Annotated in this window: 12 protein-coding genes; 4 read left to right on the top strand and 8 right to left on the bottom strand. The window is 61.5% G+C overall.

The features are described 5' to 3' along the window. Window positions 1-83: 83 nt before the first annotated feature. Window positions 84-1,448 (top strand): formimidoylglutamate deiminase, encoded by a 1,365-nt coding sequence (locus JKP78_RS07410; protein WP_200626433.1) that lies wholly within the window; start codon window positions 84-86, stop codon window positions 1,446-1,448. A gap of 113 nt (window positions 1,449-1,561) precedes the next feature. On the opposite strand, the gene JKP78_RS07415 is transcribed toward JKP78_RS07410, so the two are convergent. From JKP78_RS07415 to JKP78_RS07435, 5 genes are all read right to left on the bottom strand, one after another. Then, complete coding sequence (locus JKP78_RS07415) at window positions 1,562-2,134, bottom strand: lipocalin family protein (RefSeq protein WP_170033265.1); 573 nt, start codon at window positions 2,132-2,134, stop codon at window positions 1,562-1,564. Then, a complete protein-coding gene (gene bamE, locus JKP78_RS07420; RefSeq protein ID WP_003249234.1) occupies window positions 2,131-2,385 on the bottom strand; it encodes an outer membrane protein assembly factor BamE domain-containing protein in 255 nt (84 codons plus the stop codon). Before bamE ends, JKP78_RS07415 begins: the two co-directional genes overlap by 4 nt. 228 nt (window positions 2,386-2,613) lie before the next feature. Further along, window positions 2,614-3,210, bottom strand: coding sequence for a DUF924 family protein (locus tag JKP78_RS07425; protein WP_170033267.1), 597 nt, complete (start codon window positions 3,208-3,210; stop codon window positions 2,614-2,616). Between the two features lie 3 nt (window positions 3,211-3,213). Next, the gene (locus JKP78_RS07430; RefSeq protein WP_186684313.1) at window positions 3,214-4,224 is read right to left on the bottom strand and encodes a class 1 fructose-bisphosphatase; all 1,011 of its coding nucleotides are present in this window, start codon (window positions 4,222-4,224) and stop codon (window positions 3,214-3,216) included. 228 nt (window positions 4,225-4,452) lie between these two features. Next, complete coding sequence (locus JKP78_RS07435) at window positions 4,453-6,903, bottom strand: glycogen/starch/alpha-glucan phosphorylase (protein WP_200626434.1); 2,451 nt, start codon at window positions 6,901-6,903, stop codon at window positions 4,453-4,455. A gap of 182 nt (window positions 6,904-7,085) precedes the next feature. On the opposite strand from JKP78_RS07435, the gene JKP78_RS07440 reads away from it, so the two are divergent. Then, entirely contained in the window at window positions 7,086-7,490 is a 405-nt protein-coding gene (locus tag JKP78_RS07440) for a YkgJ family cysteine cluster protein (protein ID WP_186684309.1), read from the top strand. Between the two features lie 40 nt (window positions 7,491-7,530). Here the strand turns inward: JKP78_RS07440 and JKP78_RS07445 are convergent, their stop codons facing one another. The 3 genes from JKP78_RS07445 to thiI all read right to left on the bottom strand — a co-directional run bounded on the left by JKP78_RS07445 (window position 7,531) and on the right by thiI (window position 12,545). Beyond that, window positions 7,531-8,955 carry a PhoPQ-activated protein PqaA family protein gene (locus JKP78_RS07445; RefSeq protein ID WP_186684307.1) on the bottom strand — a complete coding sequence of 475 codons (1,425 nt, stop codon included), beginning with the start codon at window positions 8,953-8,955 and terminating at the stop codon, window positions 7,531-7,533. 187 nt (window positions 8,956-9,142) lie between these two features. Next, window positions 9,143-10,963, bottom strand: coding sequence for a translational GTPase TypA (typA, locus tag JKP78_RS07450; protein WP_186684305.1), 1,821 nt, complete (start codon window positions 10,961-10,963; stop codon window positions 9,143-9,145). A 127-nt stretch (window positions 10,964-11,090) separates the two neighbouring features. Beyond that, window positions 11,091-12,545 (bottom strand): tRNA uracil 4-sulfurtransferase ThiI, encoded by a 1,455-nt coding sequence (thiI, locus tag JKP78_RS07455; protein ID WP_170033278.1) that lies wholly within the window; start codon window positions 12,543-12,545, stop codon window positions 11,091-11,093. A gap of 470 nt (window positions 12,546-13,015) precedes the next feature. Between thiI and glnA the strand changes: the two genes are divergently transcribed. Next, window positions 13,016-14,422 carry a type I glutamate--ammonia ligase gene (gene glnA, locus JKP78_RS07460; protein ID WP_170033280.1) on the top strand — a complete coding sequence of 469 codons (1,407 nt, stop codon included), beginning with the start codon at window positions 13,016-13,018 and terminating at the stop codon, window positions 14,420-14,422. A gap of 256 nt (window positions 14,423-14,678) precedes the next feature. Further along, window positions 14,679-15,506 (top strand): gamma subclass chorismate mutase AroQ, encoded by an 828-nt coding sequence (aroQ, locus tag JKP78_RS25040; RefSeq protein ID WP_225931907.1) that lies wholly within the window; start codon window positions 14,679-14,681, stop codon window positions 15,504-15,506. Window positions 15,507-15,523: the final 17 nt, after the last annotated feature.

The raw sequence follows: 15,523 nt of genomic DNA on the forward strand, positions 1-15,523 counted from the left end.
ATTGATGGTAGCTTGCCGGAGTTTACCCGGCAGGCAAACGGCTGTATATGTATATACAAGCTGAACAATAACAGGATAGCGCAATGCCCGCCTATTACGCCGAACGTGCCCTCCTGCCCACCGGTTGGGCCCACAATGTCCGTTTCGAGGTAGCCGCCGACGGCACCCTGGCGGCAATCGCAGCCGATGCCAGTGGCGAGGGCGCAGAGCGCCTTGGCGGCCCTGTGCTACCAGGCATGCCCAACCTGCACTCGCATGCCTTCCAGCGGGCCATGGCGGGCCTGGCGGAGGTGGCTGGCAACCCCAACGACAGCTTCTGGACCTGGCGCGACCTGATGTACCGCCTGGTTGGCCAGATCAGCCCGGAGCAACTGCAGGTGATTGCCCGCCAGCTGTACATCGAGATGCTCAAGGCCGGCTACACCTCGGTGGCCGAGTTCCATTACGTGCACCACGATCAGGCTGGCCAGGCCTATGCCGACCCGGCCGAGCTGTCCCGCCGCATCAGCGCGGCCGCAGCCGACAGTGGCATCGGCCTGACCCTGCTGCCGGTGCTGTACAGCCATGCCGGGTTTGGCGGCCAGGCGCCGAACGATGGGCAGCGGCGCTTCATCAACTCCACCGAAAGGTATCTGCAGTTGCAGGCGCGACTGGCCCCATTGCTGGCCGGGCAAGCAACGCAGCAACTGGGTTTGTGCTTCCACTCGCTACGGGCGGTGACGCCTGGGCAGATTGCCGAAGTGCTGGCAGCCAGCGACCAGCAATGCCCGATACATATCCACATCGCCGAGCAGCAGAAGGAAGTCGATGACTGCCTGGCCTGGAGCGGCCAGCGCCCGTTGCAGTGGCTGTACCAGCATGTGGACGTCGACCGGCGCTGGTGCCTGGTGCATGCCACCCATGCCGAGCCGGATGAAGTCAGCGCCATGGCGCGCAGCGGCGCAGTGGCCGGGTTGTGCCTGACCACTGAAGCCAACCTGGGCGACGGGATCTTCCCGGCAGTGGACTACCTGGCCCAGGGCGGTCGCCTGGGCATCGGCTCCGACAGCCATGTATCGCTGAGCGTGGTGGAGGAACTGCGCTGGCTGGAATACGGCCAGCGGCTGCGAGACCAGCGGCGCAACCGCTTGTATCGCGGCGACCAGCCGATGGTCGGGCGCACGTTGTATGACGCCGCGCTGGCCGGTGGCGCGCAGGCGTTGGGGCAGGCAGTCGGGGAACTAGCGGTGGGCAAGCGTGCCGACTGGCTGGTGCTCGATGGGCAGGATCCCTACATCGCCATGGCCGAGGGTGATGCCATTCTCAACCGCTGGCTGTTTGCTGGTGGTGATCGGCAGGTGCGCGATGTGATGGTGAACGGGCAGTGGGTGGTGCGCCAGGGCCGACATGCGCAGGAAGAGGAAAGCGGGCGGGCGTTTGCCGGGGTGTTGCGCCAGCTGCTGGGGTAGAGGTATTGGGGCTGTCTTGCAGCCCATCGCGACACAAGGCCGCTCCTACAGGTGATCCCGCCCCCTGCAGGAGCGGTCTTGTGTCGCGATGGGCGCAAAGCGGCCCCAGCCATTCAATGCATCTTGACGATCTGCTGGTCGGAAGCACGCCAGATCAAGCGGCTGGTGTCATACCCCTGTTGCCGCGCCCTGGACATCAGGTTCTCGCGCTCCCAGGCCGGTAGCGTCGGCGTTCGCGACAGGAGCCACAAGTGCTTGCGGTCCGGGCTGCCAACCACTGCCGTGCGATAACGCTCGTCCACATACAGAATCCAGTACTCGCCCCTGGCCACGCCTGGCACCAGCTTGGTGAACCAGTTGTCGAACTCGACCCACAACTTGTCGGTGTGGCCCGGCTCCTGAATGTTCGCATGCCCTTCTGCACGCAGCCATTCATCACCCATGGTGCGGCAACGGTTGAGCACACCCAGGCTGCCATCGACCCTGAGGTTGTAGTGCGCCTCGGATTGCTCACAACCGTCCTGGTAGCGCATCGGCAAGCGTGCCAGCTCGTACCATTTGCCCTGGTAGCGCTTGAGGTCGACGTTGCCAGCGGTTTTCGGCGCCAGCGGGTCGTGTACCGAGCCAGCACAGCCGCCCAGCAGCAACGCCAGGCATACCCCCATCAGCAGGTACAGGCGCCTCATTTGAGGCCCTGCCCGGAATACATCAGCACCTTGTCAGCCGCGTACTGCACGCTGATGAAGCTCTTCTCGTCCCCCCAGGTGCAGCTGCTCATGCCCAACGCGCCGGAACACTCGGTCGGCGTGCCGAGCAACTGCTCGACCTCGGCCTTGTTCATACCGGCCTTGATCTTGGAATAGTTTTCCTGATTGATCTTGCTGCAGGCAGTCAGGACGACGCACAGCGACAACAGGGCGAGGGAACGCAACGACATGAAGGACACTCCTGGACAGGGGATACAGGCGAGTGGCCTGCAGTGACCTTCGACGGAAAAATCCCTCCCAGGTTCCCTGCCCGCCCCCCCTTTCCCCTACACCATTGGTCGGATGGCCACTACTGTGCGATTAATCACAAAGAAATAGTCTTTTGCGAATAGAAAAAGGCCGCGCCTGGACAGACGCGGCCTTTCATCGTAACGGCAGGCGTAGCAGGTACCACGGCCTCAGAACCTGGAACCGGGCTCCAGTAGAAAATCCATTTCTTCACTGGTACTGGGCCGCTCCAGCACCAGGTTGCGGTGCGGAAAGCGCCCGAACCGGGCGATTACCCGCTGGTGCTGCTCGGCATAGTCGAGGAAGCCTTCGAACAGGCGGCGGTTCGCCTCAGGCTGCTCGTCCAGCAGCATCTGGTAGCGCTCGACACACAGGTTTTGCCAGTCCAGCACCTCGGCATGCTCCAGCACCAGCAGCACGAATACCCGCTGGATCGGCAGCAGCTGGTAGTCCCAGCCCTTCTGCAAGCCCTGCATGGCCACTACCTGGGCACGCCGGTCACCTTCGAAGGCACGTGGCGTATCGCGATAGATCATGCGCGGCAACTGGTCCAGCAGGATCAGCAGGCCCAGCCAACCCTGCGGACTCTGCTGCCATTCGTCGAGCCCGCCCGCCAGGGCGTGCTCGACCAGCTCGCCAAACAGCGCATGGGCCTCGGCATCGTGATGCTTGCCGAACCACAGCGTGCTCTTCTCGTCAGCCACGGCCTGGGGACTGGTGCCCCAACCGAACCACCACTCCAGCAACGGCTGCCAAGGTGCGAGCATGACTTACTCCTTGTGGTAGGCGGTGACGCGCTCGACCTCTTCCTTCGAGCCGAGGATCACCGACACGCGCTGGTGCAGGCTCTCTGGCTGGATGTCGAGGATACGCTCGTAACCGTTGGTGGAAGCGCCGCCGGCCTGCTCGATGATGAACGACATCGGGTTGGCTTCGTACATCAGGCGCAGCTTGCCCGGCTTGCTCGGCTCGCGGGCGTCACGTGGGTACATGAACAGGCCGCCACGGGTGAGGATGCGGTGCACGTCGGCCACCATCGAGGCGATCCAGCGCATGTTGTAGTTCTTCTTCAGCGGGCCGGTCTCACCTGCCAGCAGTTCGCCCACGTAGCGCTGCACCGGCGCTTCCCAGTGGCGCTGGTTGGACATGTTGATGGCGAATTCGGCGGTGCTTTCCGGCACGCGGATGTTTTCGTGGGTCAGGACGAAGCTGCCCAGCTCGCGGTCCAGGGTGAAGCCCTTGACGCCGTTGCCCAGGGTCAGGATCAGCATGGTCTGCGGGCCGTAGATGGCATAACCGGCGGCGACCTGCTGGGTGCCTGGCTGCAGGAAGGCTTTTTCGTTCAGGGTTTCATTCTGGCTCAGGTACTCGTTGGGGCAACGCAGTACCGAGAAGATGGTGCCGACCGACACGTTGACGTCGATGTTGGACGAGCCGTCCAGTGGGTCGAAGACCAGCAGGTAGGCGCCTTTCGGGTATTTGCCCGGGATCTGGTAGGCGTTGTCCATTTCCTCGGAAGCCATGCCGGCCAGGTGGCCACCCCACTCGTTGGCCTCCAGCAGGATGTCGTTGGAAATCACGTCCAGTTTCTTCTGGACTTCGCCCTGCACGTTCTCGGTGCCCATGCTGCCCAGCACCCCGCCCAGGGCGCCTTTGGACACGTGGTGGCTGATTTCCTTGCACGCACGCGCCACCACCTCGATCAGGAAGCGCAGATCGGCAGGGGTATTGTTGCTGCGGGTCTGCTCAATCAGATAGCGACTCAGGGTAACGCGGGACATGTATGGCTCCGAAAGGATTGTGGGGATAAAAACCCACGCAGTTTACAGGGAGAGTTGCGGGCTAGCGAGTGATGAGACTCGCCACGGCACTCAGACGGCACAATAGGTCGGTAGTTCAGCGGGCGCCAGGCCGATGGTCTGGTTGTGGGCCCATTCGCGGGCACGCCCGCCCCCATGCGTTCTCCGTGGCAGCGGGCGTGCCGGCGAATGGGCCGGTACAGGCTTGAATCAGTCCAGAGCCTTCCAGATCTCGCTGGCATACTCGCGAATGGTCCGGTCCGACGAGAACCAGCCCATCTGCGCGGTGTTCAGTACCGCCATACGCCACCACTCCTGCGGCTTGTGCCACAACTCTTCTACCCGGCGCTGGGCATCCCAGTAAGCATCGAAGTCGGCACACACCAGGAAGCGGTCATAGGCCACCAGCCCATCGATCAAGGTGCTGTAGCGCGAGGGGTCATCCGGCGAGAACACTCCGCTGCGAATGGCCTGCAGCACGTCGTTGAGGCGGCTGGAGGCGGCAATCGCCGCACTGGCACCGAAGTCACCGGAGCGCCGCCGCGCTTCCACCTGCTGCGCGGTGAGGCCGAAGATGAACATGTTGTCGGCCCCGACCCGCTCGCTCATTTCCACATTGGCGCCGTCCAGCGTGCCGATGGTCAGCGCGCCATTCAGGCCGAACTTCATGTTGCTGGTACCGGACGCTTCGTAACCGGCGGTGGAAATCTGCTCGGAAAGGTCGGCTGCCGGGATGATGCTTTCGGCCAGGCTGACGTTGTAGTTGGGCAGGAACACCACCTTGAGCAGGCCACGCACCGTCGGGTCGTTGTTCACCACGCGGGCAATGTCGTTGGCCAGCTTGATGATCAGCTTGGCCTGGTGATAGCTGGCAGCGGCCTTGCCGGCGAAAATCTTGACCCGCGGTACCCAGTCGGTGCCCGGGTCGTTGCGCATGGCCTGGTACAGCGCCACAGTGTGCAGCAGGTTGAGCAACTGGCGCTTGTATTCGTGGATGCGCTTGACCTGCACGTCGAACAACGCCTCGGGGTTGACCGTGACACCCAGGCGGTCCTGGATGAGGCTGGCCAGGGCACGTTTGCTGTGCAGCCGCTGGGCAGCGAACTGCTTGCGGAAACCGCTTTTGTCGGCGAACGGTACCAGGCTGGCCAGGCGCCCTTCCGGGTCGTCCAGCAGCTCCGGGCCCAACGCCTCCACCAGCATGGCCGTCAGCTGTGGGTTGGACTGGTACAGCCAACGGCGGAAGGTGATGCCATTGGTCTTGTTGTTGATCCGTTGCGGGTAGAGCTTGTGCAGCTCGGCGAACACCGTGCTCTTCATCAGCTTGCTGTGCAGCGCCGACACGCCGTTGACGCTGTGCGAGCCGAGGAATGCCAGGTTGCCCATGCGCACCCGGCGCCCGTTGTCTTCCTCGATCAGCGACACCGCCCGCAGCAAGTCGAAGTCGTGCAGGCCTTTCGCGCGTAATGCATCGATGTGGTAGGCGTTGATCAGGTAGATGATCTGCATGTGCCGCGGCAGCATCCGCTCCATCAGCGCCACCGGCCAGGTTTCCAGAGCTTCGGGCAACAAGGTGTGGTTGGTGTAGGCCAAGGTGCCCACCGTCAGCTCCCAGGCGCTATCCCAAGGGATTTCATGCTGGTCGACCAGCAGGCGCATCAGCTCGGCCACGGCAATCGACGGATGGGTGTCATTGAGCTGGATGGCCGCCGCGTCAGGCAGGTTGAGCAGGTTGTCATGCATGTTCAGGTGACGGCGTAGCAAGTCCTGCAGCGATGCCGACACGAAGAAGTATTCCTGGCGCAGGCGCAGCTCCTGGCCGGCCTCGGTGCTGTCGGCCGGATACAGCACCCGCGAGATGCTCTCGGCCCTCGCCACCTCGGCCACCGCACCCAGGTGGTCGCCAGCGTTGAAGCGCTCCAGGTGCAGTTCTTCCAGCGCCCGCGCACGCCAAAGGCGAAGGGTGTTGACGCTGGATCCGCGCCAACCGACCACTGGCGTGTCGTAGGCCACCGCCCGCACGGTCTCGCCCGGCCACCACACCTGGCGCTGCTGGCCGTGGGTGTCGTGCACCGTTTCGACGCTGCCGCCAAAGCTGATCGGGTAGATCACCTCGGCGCGCTCGAACTCCCAGGGGTTGCCGAAGTCCAGCCAGTTCTCGGTCTGCTCCTGCTGCCAGCCATCGACCATGGCCTGGCGGAACAGCCCGTGCTCGTAGCGGATACCATAGCCGTGGGCGGCAATACCCAGGGTCGACATGCTCTCCATGAAGCACGCCGCCAGGCGGCCCAGGCCGCCGTTGCCCAGCGCCGCATCGGGTTCGAGCAGGCGGATGCGCTCCAGGTCCACGTCCAGCCCTTCCAGTGCGTCGCGAGCGATGTCGAGCAGGCCCAGGTTGCTGAGGCTGTCATACAGCAGGCGGCCGATGAGAAATTCGAGGGAAAGGTAGTAGACCCGCTTCTGGCTACGGCGATAAGCCTGCCGGGTGTGGTCCATCCAGTGATCGACCATGTGATCGCGCGCGGCCAGGGCGATGGCTTCGAACCAGTCGTGGTCGAAGGCATGTTCCGGGTCCTTGCCGACCGCGTAGGTCAGCTTGTCCAGTACAGCGGCGCGAAATTCGGCCACCTCGGCGTCACGAGCTTTGGGTTCCTGGGACATGCGGCATCCTCGGGCAAGTTGACGAAAACGGAGGGAGACTGTTGAGCCTAGACCCTTCGACAGGGAGTGGCAGTTACCGTTCGCAGTTTTCATGCCCACTTTGCGATTCCCGCAAAAAATTGTTCATAAATTGAACAATTCCGGTATGATCGCGCGCCCCGAAACCGTGATGCACCCATAACATGAAAACGACCCTGATCGCCGCGGCCGAAGTCGATCGCCTGGAGACCTGGCAGCGCTATGCCAGCCACATGTGTGGCGGCTGCCATTCAACCTGCTGCACCTTGCCAGTAGAGGTGAAGATCAAGGATCTGATCCGTATCGGTGTGGTCGACGACTTCGAAAAAGACGAACCACCCAAGAACATCGCCAAGCGCCTGCAAAAGGAAGGCATCATCGAACGCTTCAACCAGAAATCGGGGATCTTCACCCTGACCCGGATGAGCAACGACGACTGCCTGTACCTAGACCGCAAGAGCCGCCTGTGCACCATCTACGACAAGCGCCCGGACACCTGCCGCAACCACCCGAGAATCGGACCGCGCCCGGGGTATTGTGCCTACAAGCCCAAGGTGGCCACGCGTTGATCGCCTGCCTGTCATACCTGTACGCAGGCAAGCCAGCCTTTTACTTTGCGTCAGCAGGAAAGCTTCTGCACGCGTCTCCCTGCTGAGCCGGCGGATGGTCGGGAAAGGTCAGTGGCAACACACTCACCGCACTGGTGGCGATGAAGCCGTCGGCGAACGTCGCCTCGACAAATTGTGCCTGCCAACCCTCTGCCGGTGGCACGCGCTGCAGAGTGAAGTGCTGCGCGGGTACGAGTGTCTCGGACTGGTAGCGCACCCCACAGGCATAGCGGAAATCGCGGTCGTGACGGTTGCTCGCCGTCCATACCTTCACCGTTACCGGCGGCTCGGAGAAGTCGACGTCCATATACCCGGCTTGCATGTTTGCCGACACTTGCACGCTCGGCAAAGGTACACCATTGTGCAAGCGCGTTACCGCCGGCACCAAGGTGCTGAGCACCGCCTGACGCACCCCGCCATGATCTGAGTTCGGCAATACCCTCAGGCTGGTCTGGCCAGGCAAACGCTGCTGGTAATCGGTCACAGGATCCGGAGCGAAGAAATCATCGCCGCTGGCAGAAACAAGGTATTTGGGCATCGCCAGGCGCTGCCCTGGCTCGTTCACGTACTGCATCGGGTCCATCATCGCCATCAGCCGCTCGAAACCTGGGCTGCCCAATTGCTGCAGCACGCCGGCTTGCTGATAGGGCCACAACGCCAACGGCCAGTGGCCACCATAGCGCTTGCGCACCCCCCTCAGCATGTCCGACGTGTCGGCGATATCGATAACACTGGGTACGATGGCCATCACCCGCTCATCGGCCAATGCCGTCAGCCACGCACTCCAGCCGCGCTTGGAGGCTCCGGTGATGATGAAGCGGTCGACCACAAGCCCTTGCTTTCGCAACTCCAGTTCGGCCAGATCCATCACCCGGCTTGCCGCAGCGGCCATAGGTACATGCAATGGCAGTTCCGGCGCAGCGCCACGTAGCGAATGCGCCCAGGTATGGGCCACGGCGGCGTCCTCGCGCATCGGCTTTGCGGCGTCATCGAACGTCACGTACTGGTTGGGCACGTCGTTGATCATGACGACCGCAGTACGCGCCTCAAGGGCCAACTCTCGCAACACTTCGCGCGTAAAGTCCGGTGACTGCACCGGCCCATGGCGCACGCCGTTGTTCACCACCAGCAGAGCCGTGCCCGGCACGACATCCAGCGGAATGTGCAATTCGACATCGTGCTCCCAGCGGCGGGGCGCAACGACCGGATCGGGCGCCCATGACTGGGAGACCATCTGCAGACGCAAGAATCTGTAGCCAGGCCCGGAAGCCTGTTCGAGCAGTGCATATCCCAAGGGAGCCTGACGCACATTGCTGATGTGGCAATGGACGACTTGCTGCGGATGCAAGCTGCTGCAGTCCTGCAGGGCACTGGCATGCCAACTGACCAGCAGGCAAGGGATAGCCAGTGCAAATCGATACTTCATGAGCATGCTTCCTGGGCAAGAAAGCAATTCACGTTAGGTAAGGCTGGCGCAGCTCACAAGGCGCCAATCGCATCAAGAGACGCAACTTACATTCGCTTGAGAGAAGGATTACAAGACCTTCCGCCGCATAAAAAAAACGCCCCTGGGCTTGTGACCAGGGGCGTTTCTTTCAGCTCAAGCTAGACGATCAAGCCTTGGCTTTCTTGGCTGCGCGGGTACGCTCGCCTTCGTCCAGGATCTTCTTGCGCAGGCGGATCGACTTCGGCGTGACTTCGCACAGCTCGTCGTCCTGGATGAATTCCAGGGCCTGTTCCAGGGTGTGGCGAACCGGCGGCACCAGGGCGATTACTTCGTCCTTGCCCGAAGCACGCATGTTGTCGAGCTTCTTGCCTTTGGTCGGGTTCACGCCCAGGTCGTTGTCACGGCTGTTCAGGCCGATGATCTGGCCGTTGTAGATGTCCTGGCCGTGCTCGATGAACAGCTTGCCGCGCGCCTGCAGGGTTTCCAGCGAGTAGGTCAGCGCCTTACCGGTCTCGATCGAAACCAGCACACCGTTCAGGCGGCCGGACATCTGGCCTGGCTTCATGGTGTCGTAGCGATCGAAGATCGAGGTCAGGATGCCGGCACCGTTGGTCAGGGTCAGGAACTGGTTACGGAAACCGATCAGACCACGAGCAGGTACGTTGTACTCCAGACGTACACGGCCCTTGCCATCCGGTGCCATGTTGGTCAGGTCGCCTTTACGCAGGCCCATTTCTTCCATGACCTTGCCCTGCGATTCTTCAGGGATGTCGATGGTGACGTTCTCGTACGGTTCCTGCTTGACGCCGTTCACCTCGCGGATGATCACTTCAGGACGGCCCACAGCCATCTCGAAGCCTTCACGACGCATGGTTTCGATCAGTACCGACAGGTGCAGCTCACCACGGCCGGAAACCTTGAACTTGTCAGCCGAGTCGCCTTCTTCAACGCGCAGGGCAACGTTGTACAGCAGCTCCTTGTCCAGACGTTCCTTGATGTTACGGCTGGTGACGAACTTGCCTTCCTTGCCGCAGAACGGCGAGTCGTTGACCTGGAAGGTCATCGAAACGGTTGGCTCGTCAACGGTCAGCGGCTTCATCGCTTCGACGTGGTTCATGTCGCACAGGGTGTCGGAGATGAACAGCTCGTCGAAACCGCTGATGCAGACGATGTCGCCGGCCTGGGCTTCTTCGACGTCGACGCGGTGCAGACCGTGGTGACCCATCAGCTTCAGGATACGGCCGTTACGCTTCTTGCCTTCGGTGTCGATGGCAACAACCGGGGTGTTCGGCTTGATGCGACCACGGGCGATACGGCCAACGCCGATAACACCGAGGAAGCTGTTGTAGTCCAGAGCGGAAATCTGCATCTGGAACGGGCCATCGACGTCAACGTTCGGCGCCGGAACGTTGTCGACGATCGACTGGTACAGCGGGGTCATGTCTTCGGCCATGGCGGTGTGGTCCAGGCCGGCGATGCCGTTCAGGGCCGAGGCGTAGACAACCTGGAAGTCCAGCTGGTCGTCGGTGGCGCCGAGGTTGTCGAACAGGTCGAAGATCTGGTCCAGGACCCAGTCAGGACGAGCGCCCGGGCGGTCGACCTTGTTGATGACAACGATCGGTTTCAGGCCGGCTTCGAAGGCCTTCTTGGTCACGAAGCGGGTTTGCGGCATCGGGCCGTCCTGGGCGTCGACCAGCAGCAGCACCGAGTCGACCATCGACATTACACGCTCAACCTCGCCACCGAAGTCGGCGTGGCCGGGGGTGTCGACGATGTTGATGTGGTAGCCGTTCCAGTTGATGGCGGTGTTTTTCGCCAGGATGGTGATGCCGCGCTCTTTTTCCTGGTCGTTGGAGTCCATCACGCGCTCGTCGTTGAGCTCGTTACGCTCCAGGGTGCCGGACTGGCGCAGGAGTTTGTCGACCAGGGTGGTTTTACCATGGTCAACGTGGGCGATGATGGCGATGTTACGCAGATTTTCGATCACAACTGTATCTCGATCAGAGGATTCGGTTGCCGCCAGTGTAGGCGGCGAATATGTACGCTTTGAGGCTCAGCGGGCCCGATGGTCGGGAGGGCGATGGCGGATGCTGCCGCCATACAGCCCTGGCGTCTTATGCCGGACGATAAACACGCACATTGGCATGTCCCTCACTGAGCAGGTGGTGTGCGTGCAGGCGGCTCATCACACCTTTGTCGCAATACAGCAGGTACTGGCGGTTGGCGTCCAGGTGCTTGAACTTGCTGTTGATCGCGTAGAACGGCATGGCCTGGACTTCGATACCGTCCAGCACCAGAGGTTGGTCTTCCTGGGCATCAGGGTGACGAATATCGATGACGATCTGGCCGGGCAGCGCCTCGGTCACTTCCTCGATTTCGATGTCCTTGCCCAGCTCATCGATCACATGATCGATGGAAATGAACTTGGCCCGCTCCAGGGCGCGCTCCAGCACGGCCATGTCGAACTGCTTCTCTTCATGCTCCATGCGGTGCCGCTTGGCATGCGTGGTCGGGTTCACCGAGATCACGCCGCAATATTCTGGCATGTGCTTGGCGAAGTCGGCGGTGCCGATCTCGGTGGCCTGGTCGATGATGTCCTGCTTGTGGCTGGCCAGCAGCGGGCGCAGCACCAGCTTGTCGGTGGCCGAGTCGATGATCGACAGGTTCGGCAGGGTCTGGCTGGACACCTGGGAAATCGCCTCGCCGGTCACCAGCGCATCGATCTGCAGGCGGTCTGCCATATGCGCCGCACCACGCAGCATCATGCGCTTGAGCGTTACGCCCATGTAGCTGTTGTCGACCTTGTTGAGGATCTCGCCGACAACTTCTTCGAACGGCACGCTGATGAACAGCACGCGCTGGCTGCTGCCGTACTTCTTCCACAGGTAGTGGGCCACTTCCATCACACCCAGTTCGTGGGCACGGCCGCCGAGGTTGAAGAAGCAGAAATGGGTCATCAGGCCACGACGCATCATCTGGTAGGCCGCCACGGTGGAATCGAAGCCACCGGACATCAGCACCAGGGTCTGCTCCAGGGCACCCAGCGGGTAGCCGCCGATGCCGTTGTGCTGACTATGGATGACGTACAGGCGCTGGTCGCGGATCTCGATGCGCACCAGTACATCCGGGTTCTTCAGCTCGATACCGGCGGCGCCGCATTGCTGGCGCAGCTGGCTGCCGACGTAGCGGTCGACGTCCATCGAGGTGAAGTCATGGTGGCCACCGCGCTTGCAGCGCACGGCGAAGTGCTTGCCGGCCAGCAAGTGGCCGAAGTGGTGCTTGCACTTGGCAACGATGTCGTCGAAGTCACCCAAGGGGTACTCCTCTACCTGCAGGAAATGGGTGATACCCGGAGTGCAGGTGAGGCGCTCGATCATCTCGCGCTGGACTTTCTCGTCTTCGACGCGGGTGACCACTTCGAGATTGTCCCAGACACCCTCCACCGCGAGCTCAGGGTCGAGGTCCTTGAGCACGTTGCGGATGTTCTTGCCGAGCTGGCGAATGAAGCGCTTGCGCACCGGCCGGCTCTTGATGGTGATTTCTGGGAAGACTTTGACGATAAGTTTCATTGGTTAACAGCGCGCGCAGGGCCTGCCGAAAATGAGGGGCGCGAATTATAGCGGAAATTGCTCAGGATTTGACCAACTTTTGATCAGAAGCTTTCAGATAAATGCAGGAGGCAGGATTTGCGGCGCCTGTGCCTGCCTCCTCACGGATTAATCCGCTCCTGCAGCCATCGCCCACCTGGTAGCAGCGGTTTCACCCGCGATGAGGCCCTCAAACAAAGCACACCCGTCACGCTATGCACTTATTTGGTGCTCTACACTGAATTCATGCCTCCTAAGTGTGCACTTTCGCTCGCTCCAAGCCCGGCAGATGCCTACAAACGCCCCTTTTTATCCCGGACTCGCCATTTTCGGGCACTGGCATGCAATTTGCTCCCTTGTGAGGCAGGTACGCTTGGCCGACTATCCGCGCCCGGCAACACCCTTTTTCCAGGGCAGCGGCCTACCGCGCCCTAGACCATCCGGAGGACAACATGTCGAAGTCGGTTCAACTCATCAAAGATCATGACGTCAAGTGGATTGATCTGCGTTTCACGGACACCAAAGGCACTCAGCACCACGTGACCATGCCGGCGCGTGATGCACTGGACGACGACTTCTTCGAAGTCGGCAAGATGTTCGACGGTTCCTCCATCGCTGGCTGGAAAGGCATCGAAGCCTCCGACATGATCCTGATGCCGGTCGATGAAACTGCCGTCCTGGACCCGTTCACCGAAGAACCGACCCTGATCCTGACCTGCGACATCGTCGACCCGTCGAGCATGCAGGGCTACGACCGTGACCCACGTGCCATCGCCAAGCGCGCCGAAGAGTACCTGAAGAGCACCGGCATCGGTGACACCGTATTCGCCGGTCCCGAGCCAGAGTTCTTCATCTTCGACGAAGTGAAGTTCCAGTCGGACATCTCCGGTTCGATGTTCAAGATCTTCTCCGAGCAAGGCTCGTGGATGACCGGCGCTGACATCGAAGGCGGCAACAAGGGCCACCGTCCGGGCGTGAAAGGCGGCTACTTCCCGGTCCCGCCGTTCGACCACGACCACGAAATCCGTACTGCCATGTGCAACGCACTGGAAGAAATGGGCCAGACCGTCGAAGTCCACCACCACGAAGTGGCGACTGCCGGCCAGAACGAAATCGGCGTCAAGTTCAACACCCTGGTAAAGAAGGCTGACGAAGTACAGGCCCTGAAATACGTGGTGCACAACGTTGCCGACGCTTACGGCCGCACCGCCACCTTCATGCCGAAGCCACTGTACGGCGACAACGGCTCGGGCATGCACGTGCACATGTCGATCTGGAAAGACGGCAAGAACACCTTCGCTGGTGAAGGCTATGCCGGCCTGTCCGACACCGCCCTGTACTTCATCGGCGGTATCATCAAGCACGGCAAGGCCCTGAACGGCTTCACCAACCCGTCGACCAACTCCTACAAGCGTCTGGTCCCAGGTTTCGAAGCCCCGGTAATGCTGGCCTACTCCGCTCGCAACCGTTCCGCCTCGATCCGTATTCCTTACGTCGGCAGCCCGAAAGCCCGCCGTATCGAAGCACGCTTCCCGGACCCATCGGCCAACCCGTACCTGGCCTTCGCCGCCCTGCTGATGGCCGGCCTGGACGGTATCCAGAACAAGATCCACCCAGGCGATGCGGCCGACAAGAACCTGTACGACCTGCCGCCTGAAGAGGCCAAGGACATTCCGCAGGTTTGCGGCAGCCTGAAGGAAGCCCTGGAAGAGCTGGACAAAGGTCGTGCGTTCCTGACCAAGGGCGGCGTGTTCTCCGACGACTTCATCGATGCCTTCATCGAGCTGAAGAGCGAAGAAGAGATCAAGGTCCGCACCTTCGTCCACCCGCTGGAATACGAGCTGTACTACAGCTGCTGATCTGATCGGCGCCTGGCGTCGGTGACATGATCATAACGGCCTCCCTTGGGAGGCCGTTTTCGTTTCTTCGCTTTAATCGCTCTTGTTCCTACAAAGTAAAGGGATGCCGCTGGCATTTCGCTGCAGCAACCACTCTCAAGGTAGACGTCCACTCACCAACGGACGCCATACCATGCGCAGATTCATACCCGCAGTTCTGACCTTAACCGCCTTGCTCGCAGGCTGCAGCAACCAACCCGCAGAGGTACAGTCGCAAGTGCTTCATCGTGCTGCCGGTAGCTGGGACGGCACGCCCTACACCCACTACCCGGATGGGCAGCCCGTGCTGTCACTGGTGGAAGTCAGCATTCCGCCAGATACGACCCTCGACTGGCACTGCCACCAAGCGCTCAACCTCGGTTATCTGAAAGAAGGCGAGCTGGAAGTGGAAACCCGCGGCGGCAAGCGAACGACATTGACGGCAGGCAACACCCTGGCTGAACTGGTAGGCGAGGTGCACCGTGGCAGAACGACACGACAGGCTGCCACGGTGATGGTCTTTCACGCCGCGAACGAGGAGCTGGCCTTTTCCACGCCACAAGACCAGTGCCCAGGGCAACGGCCGCCAGCTGATGGGCCGCTGGACATCCTGCTCGATGATATCGAGCATCGGTTGGCAAGCGCCGAGTCCGTCGCGCTGCACAAATGGGACAACGCTCAACCCGTGCAAGACAACAAGCGCGAGTTGCAGATTCTGAATGACGTGCGCAACAACGCGTGGCGCTACCAATTGCCAGCCGAACGGGCAGCAGCCTTCTTCGCCGACCAGATCGAAGCACACAAAATGATGCAATACAGCTTGCTTAGCCGCTGGCACAGCCAAGGTCGTACGCCTGACACACCTCGCCGGGACCTCCAGCAGGAGCTACGCCCCGAACTGGATGCCCTGCAAGCCAGGCTACTGCAGCATCTGGCCAGTCTGCCCAGTGATACCGGTTCCGCTTGCAACCAACGGCTGGCGTCCTCGATCAACGAGCGTGGCTTGTCGCCATTGATGAAGCAAGCCTTGGTTCGTGCCACTGGCCAACTGTGCGATCAGCCCTGAAACCTCTATGCTCTATA

It is taken from the genome of Pseudomonas sp. LAM2023 (assembly GCF_016620375.1).
Taxonomy (GTDB): domain Bacteria; phylum Pseudomonadota; class Gammaproteobacteria; order Pseudomonadales; family Pseudomonadaceae; genus Aquipseudomonas; species Aquipseudomonas anuradhapurensis.

Excerpts from the sequence above, each read along its gene's own strand:
- JKP78_RS07410 (WP_200626433.1), top strand. The coding sequence starts at position 84 with ATGCCCGCCTATTACGCCGAACGTGCCCTCCTGCCCACCGGTTGGGCC.
- JKP78_RS07415 (WP_170033265.1), bottom strand. The coding sequence starts at position 2,134 with ATGAGGCGCCTGTACCTGCTGATGGGGGTATGCCTGGCGTTGCTGCTG.
- bamE (WP_003249234.1), bottom strand. The coding sequence starts at position 2,385 with ATGTCGTTGCGTTCCCTCGCCCTGTTGTCGCTGTGCGTCGTCCTGACT.
- JKP78_RS07425 (WP_170033267.1), bottom strand. The coding sequence starts at position 3,210 with ATGCTCGCACCTTGGCAGCCGTTGCTGGAGTGGTGGTTCGGTTGGGGC.
- JKP78_RS07430 (WP_186684313.1), bottom strand. The coding sequence starts at position 4,224 with ATGTCCCGCGTTACCCTGAGTCGCTATCTGATTGAGCAGACCCGCAGC.
- JKP78_RS07435 (WP_200626434.1), bottom strand. The coding sequence starts at position 6,903 with ATGTCCCAGGAACCCAAAGCTCGTGACGCCGAGGTGGCCGAATTTCGC.
- JKP78_RS07440 (WP_186684309.1), top strand. The coding sequence starts at position 7,086 with ATGAAAACGACCCTGATCGCCGCGGCCGAAGTCGATCGCCTGGAGACC.
- JKP78_RS07445 (WP_186684307.1), bottom strand. The coding sequence starts at position 8,955 with ATGAAGTATCGATTTGCACTGGCTATCCCTTGCCTGCTGGTCAGTTGG.
- thiI (WP_170033278.1), bottom strand. The coding sequence starts at position 12,545 with ATGAAACTTATCGTCAAAGTCTTCCCAGAAATCACCATCAAGAGCCGG.
- glnA (WP_170033280.1), top strand. The coding sequence starts at position 13,016 with ATGTCGAAGTCGGTTCAACTCATCAAAGATCATGACGTCAAGTGGATT.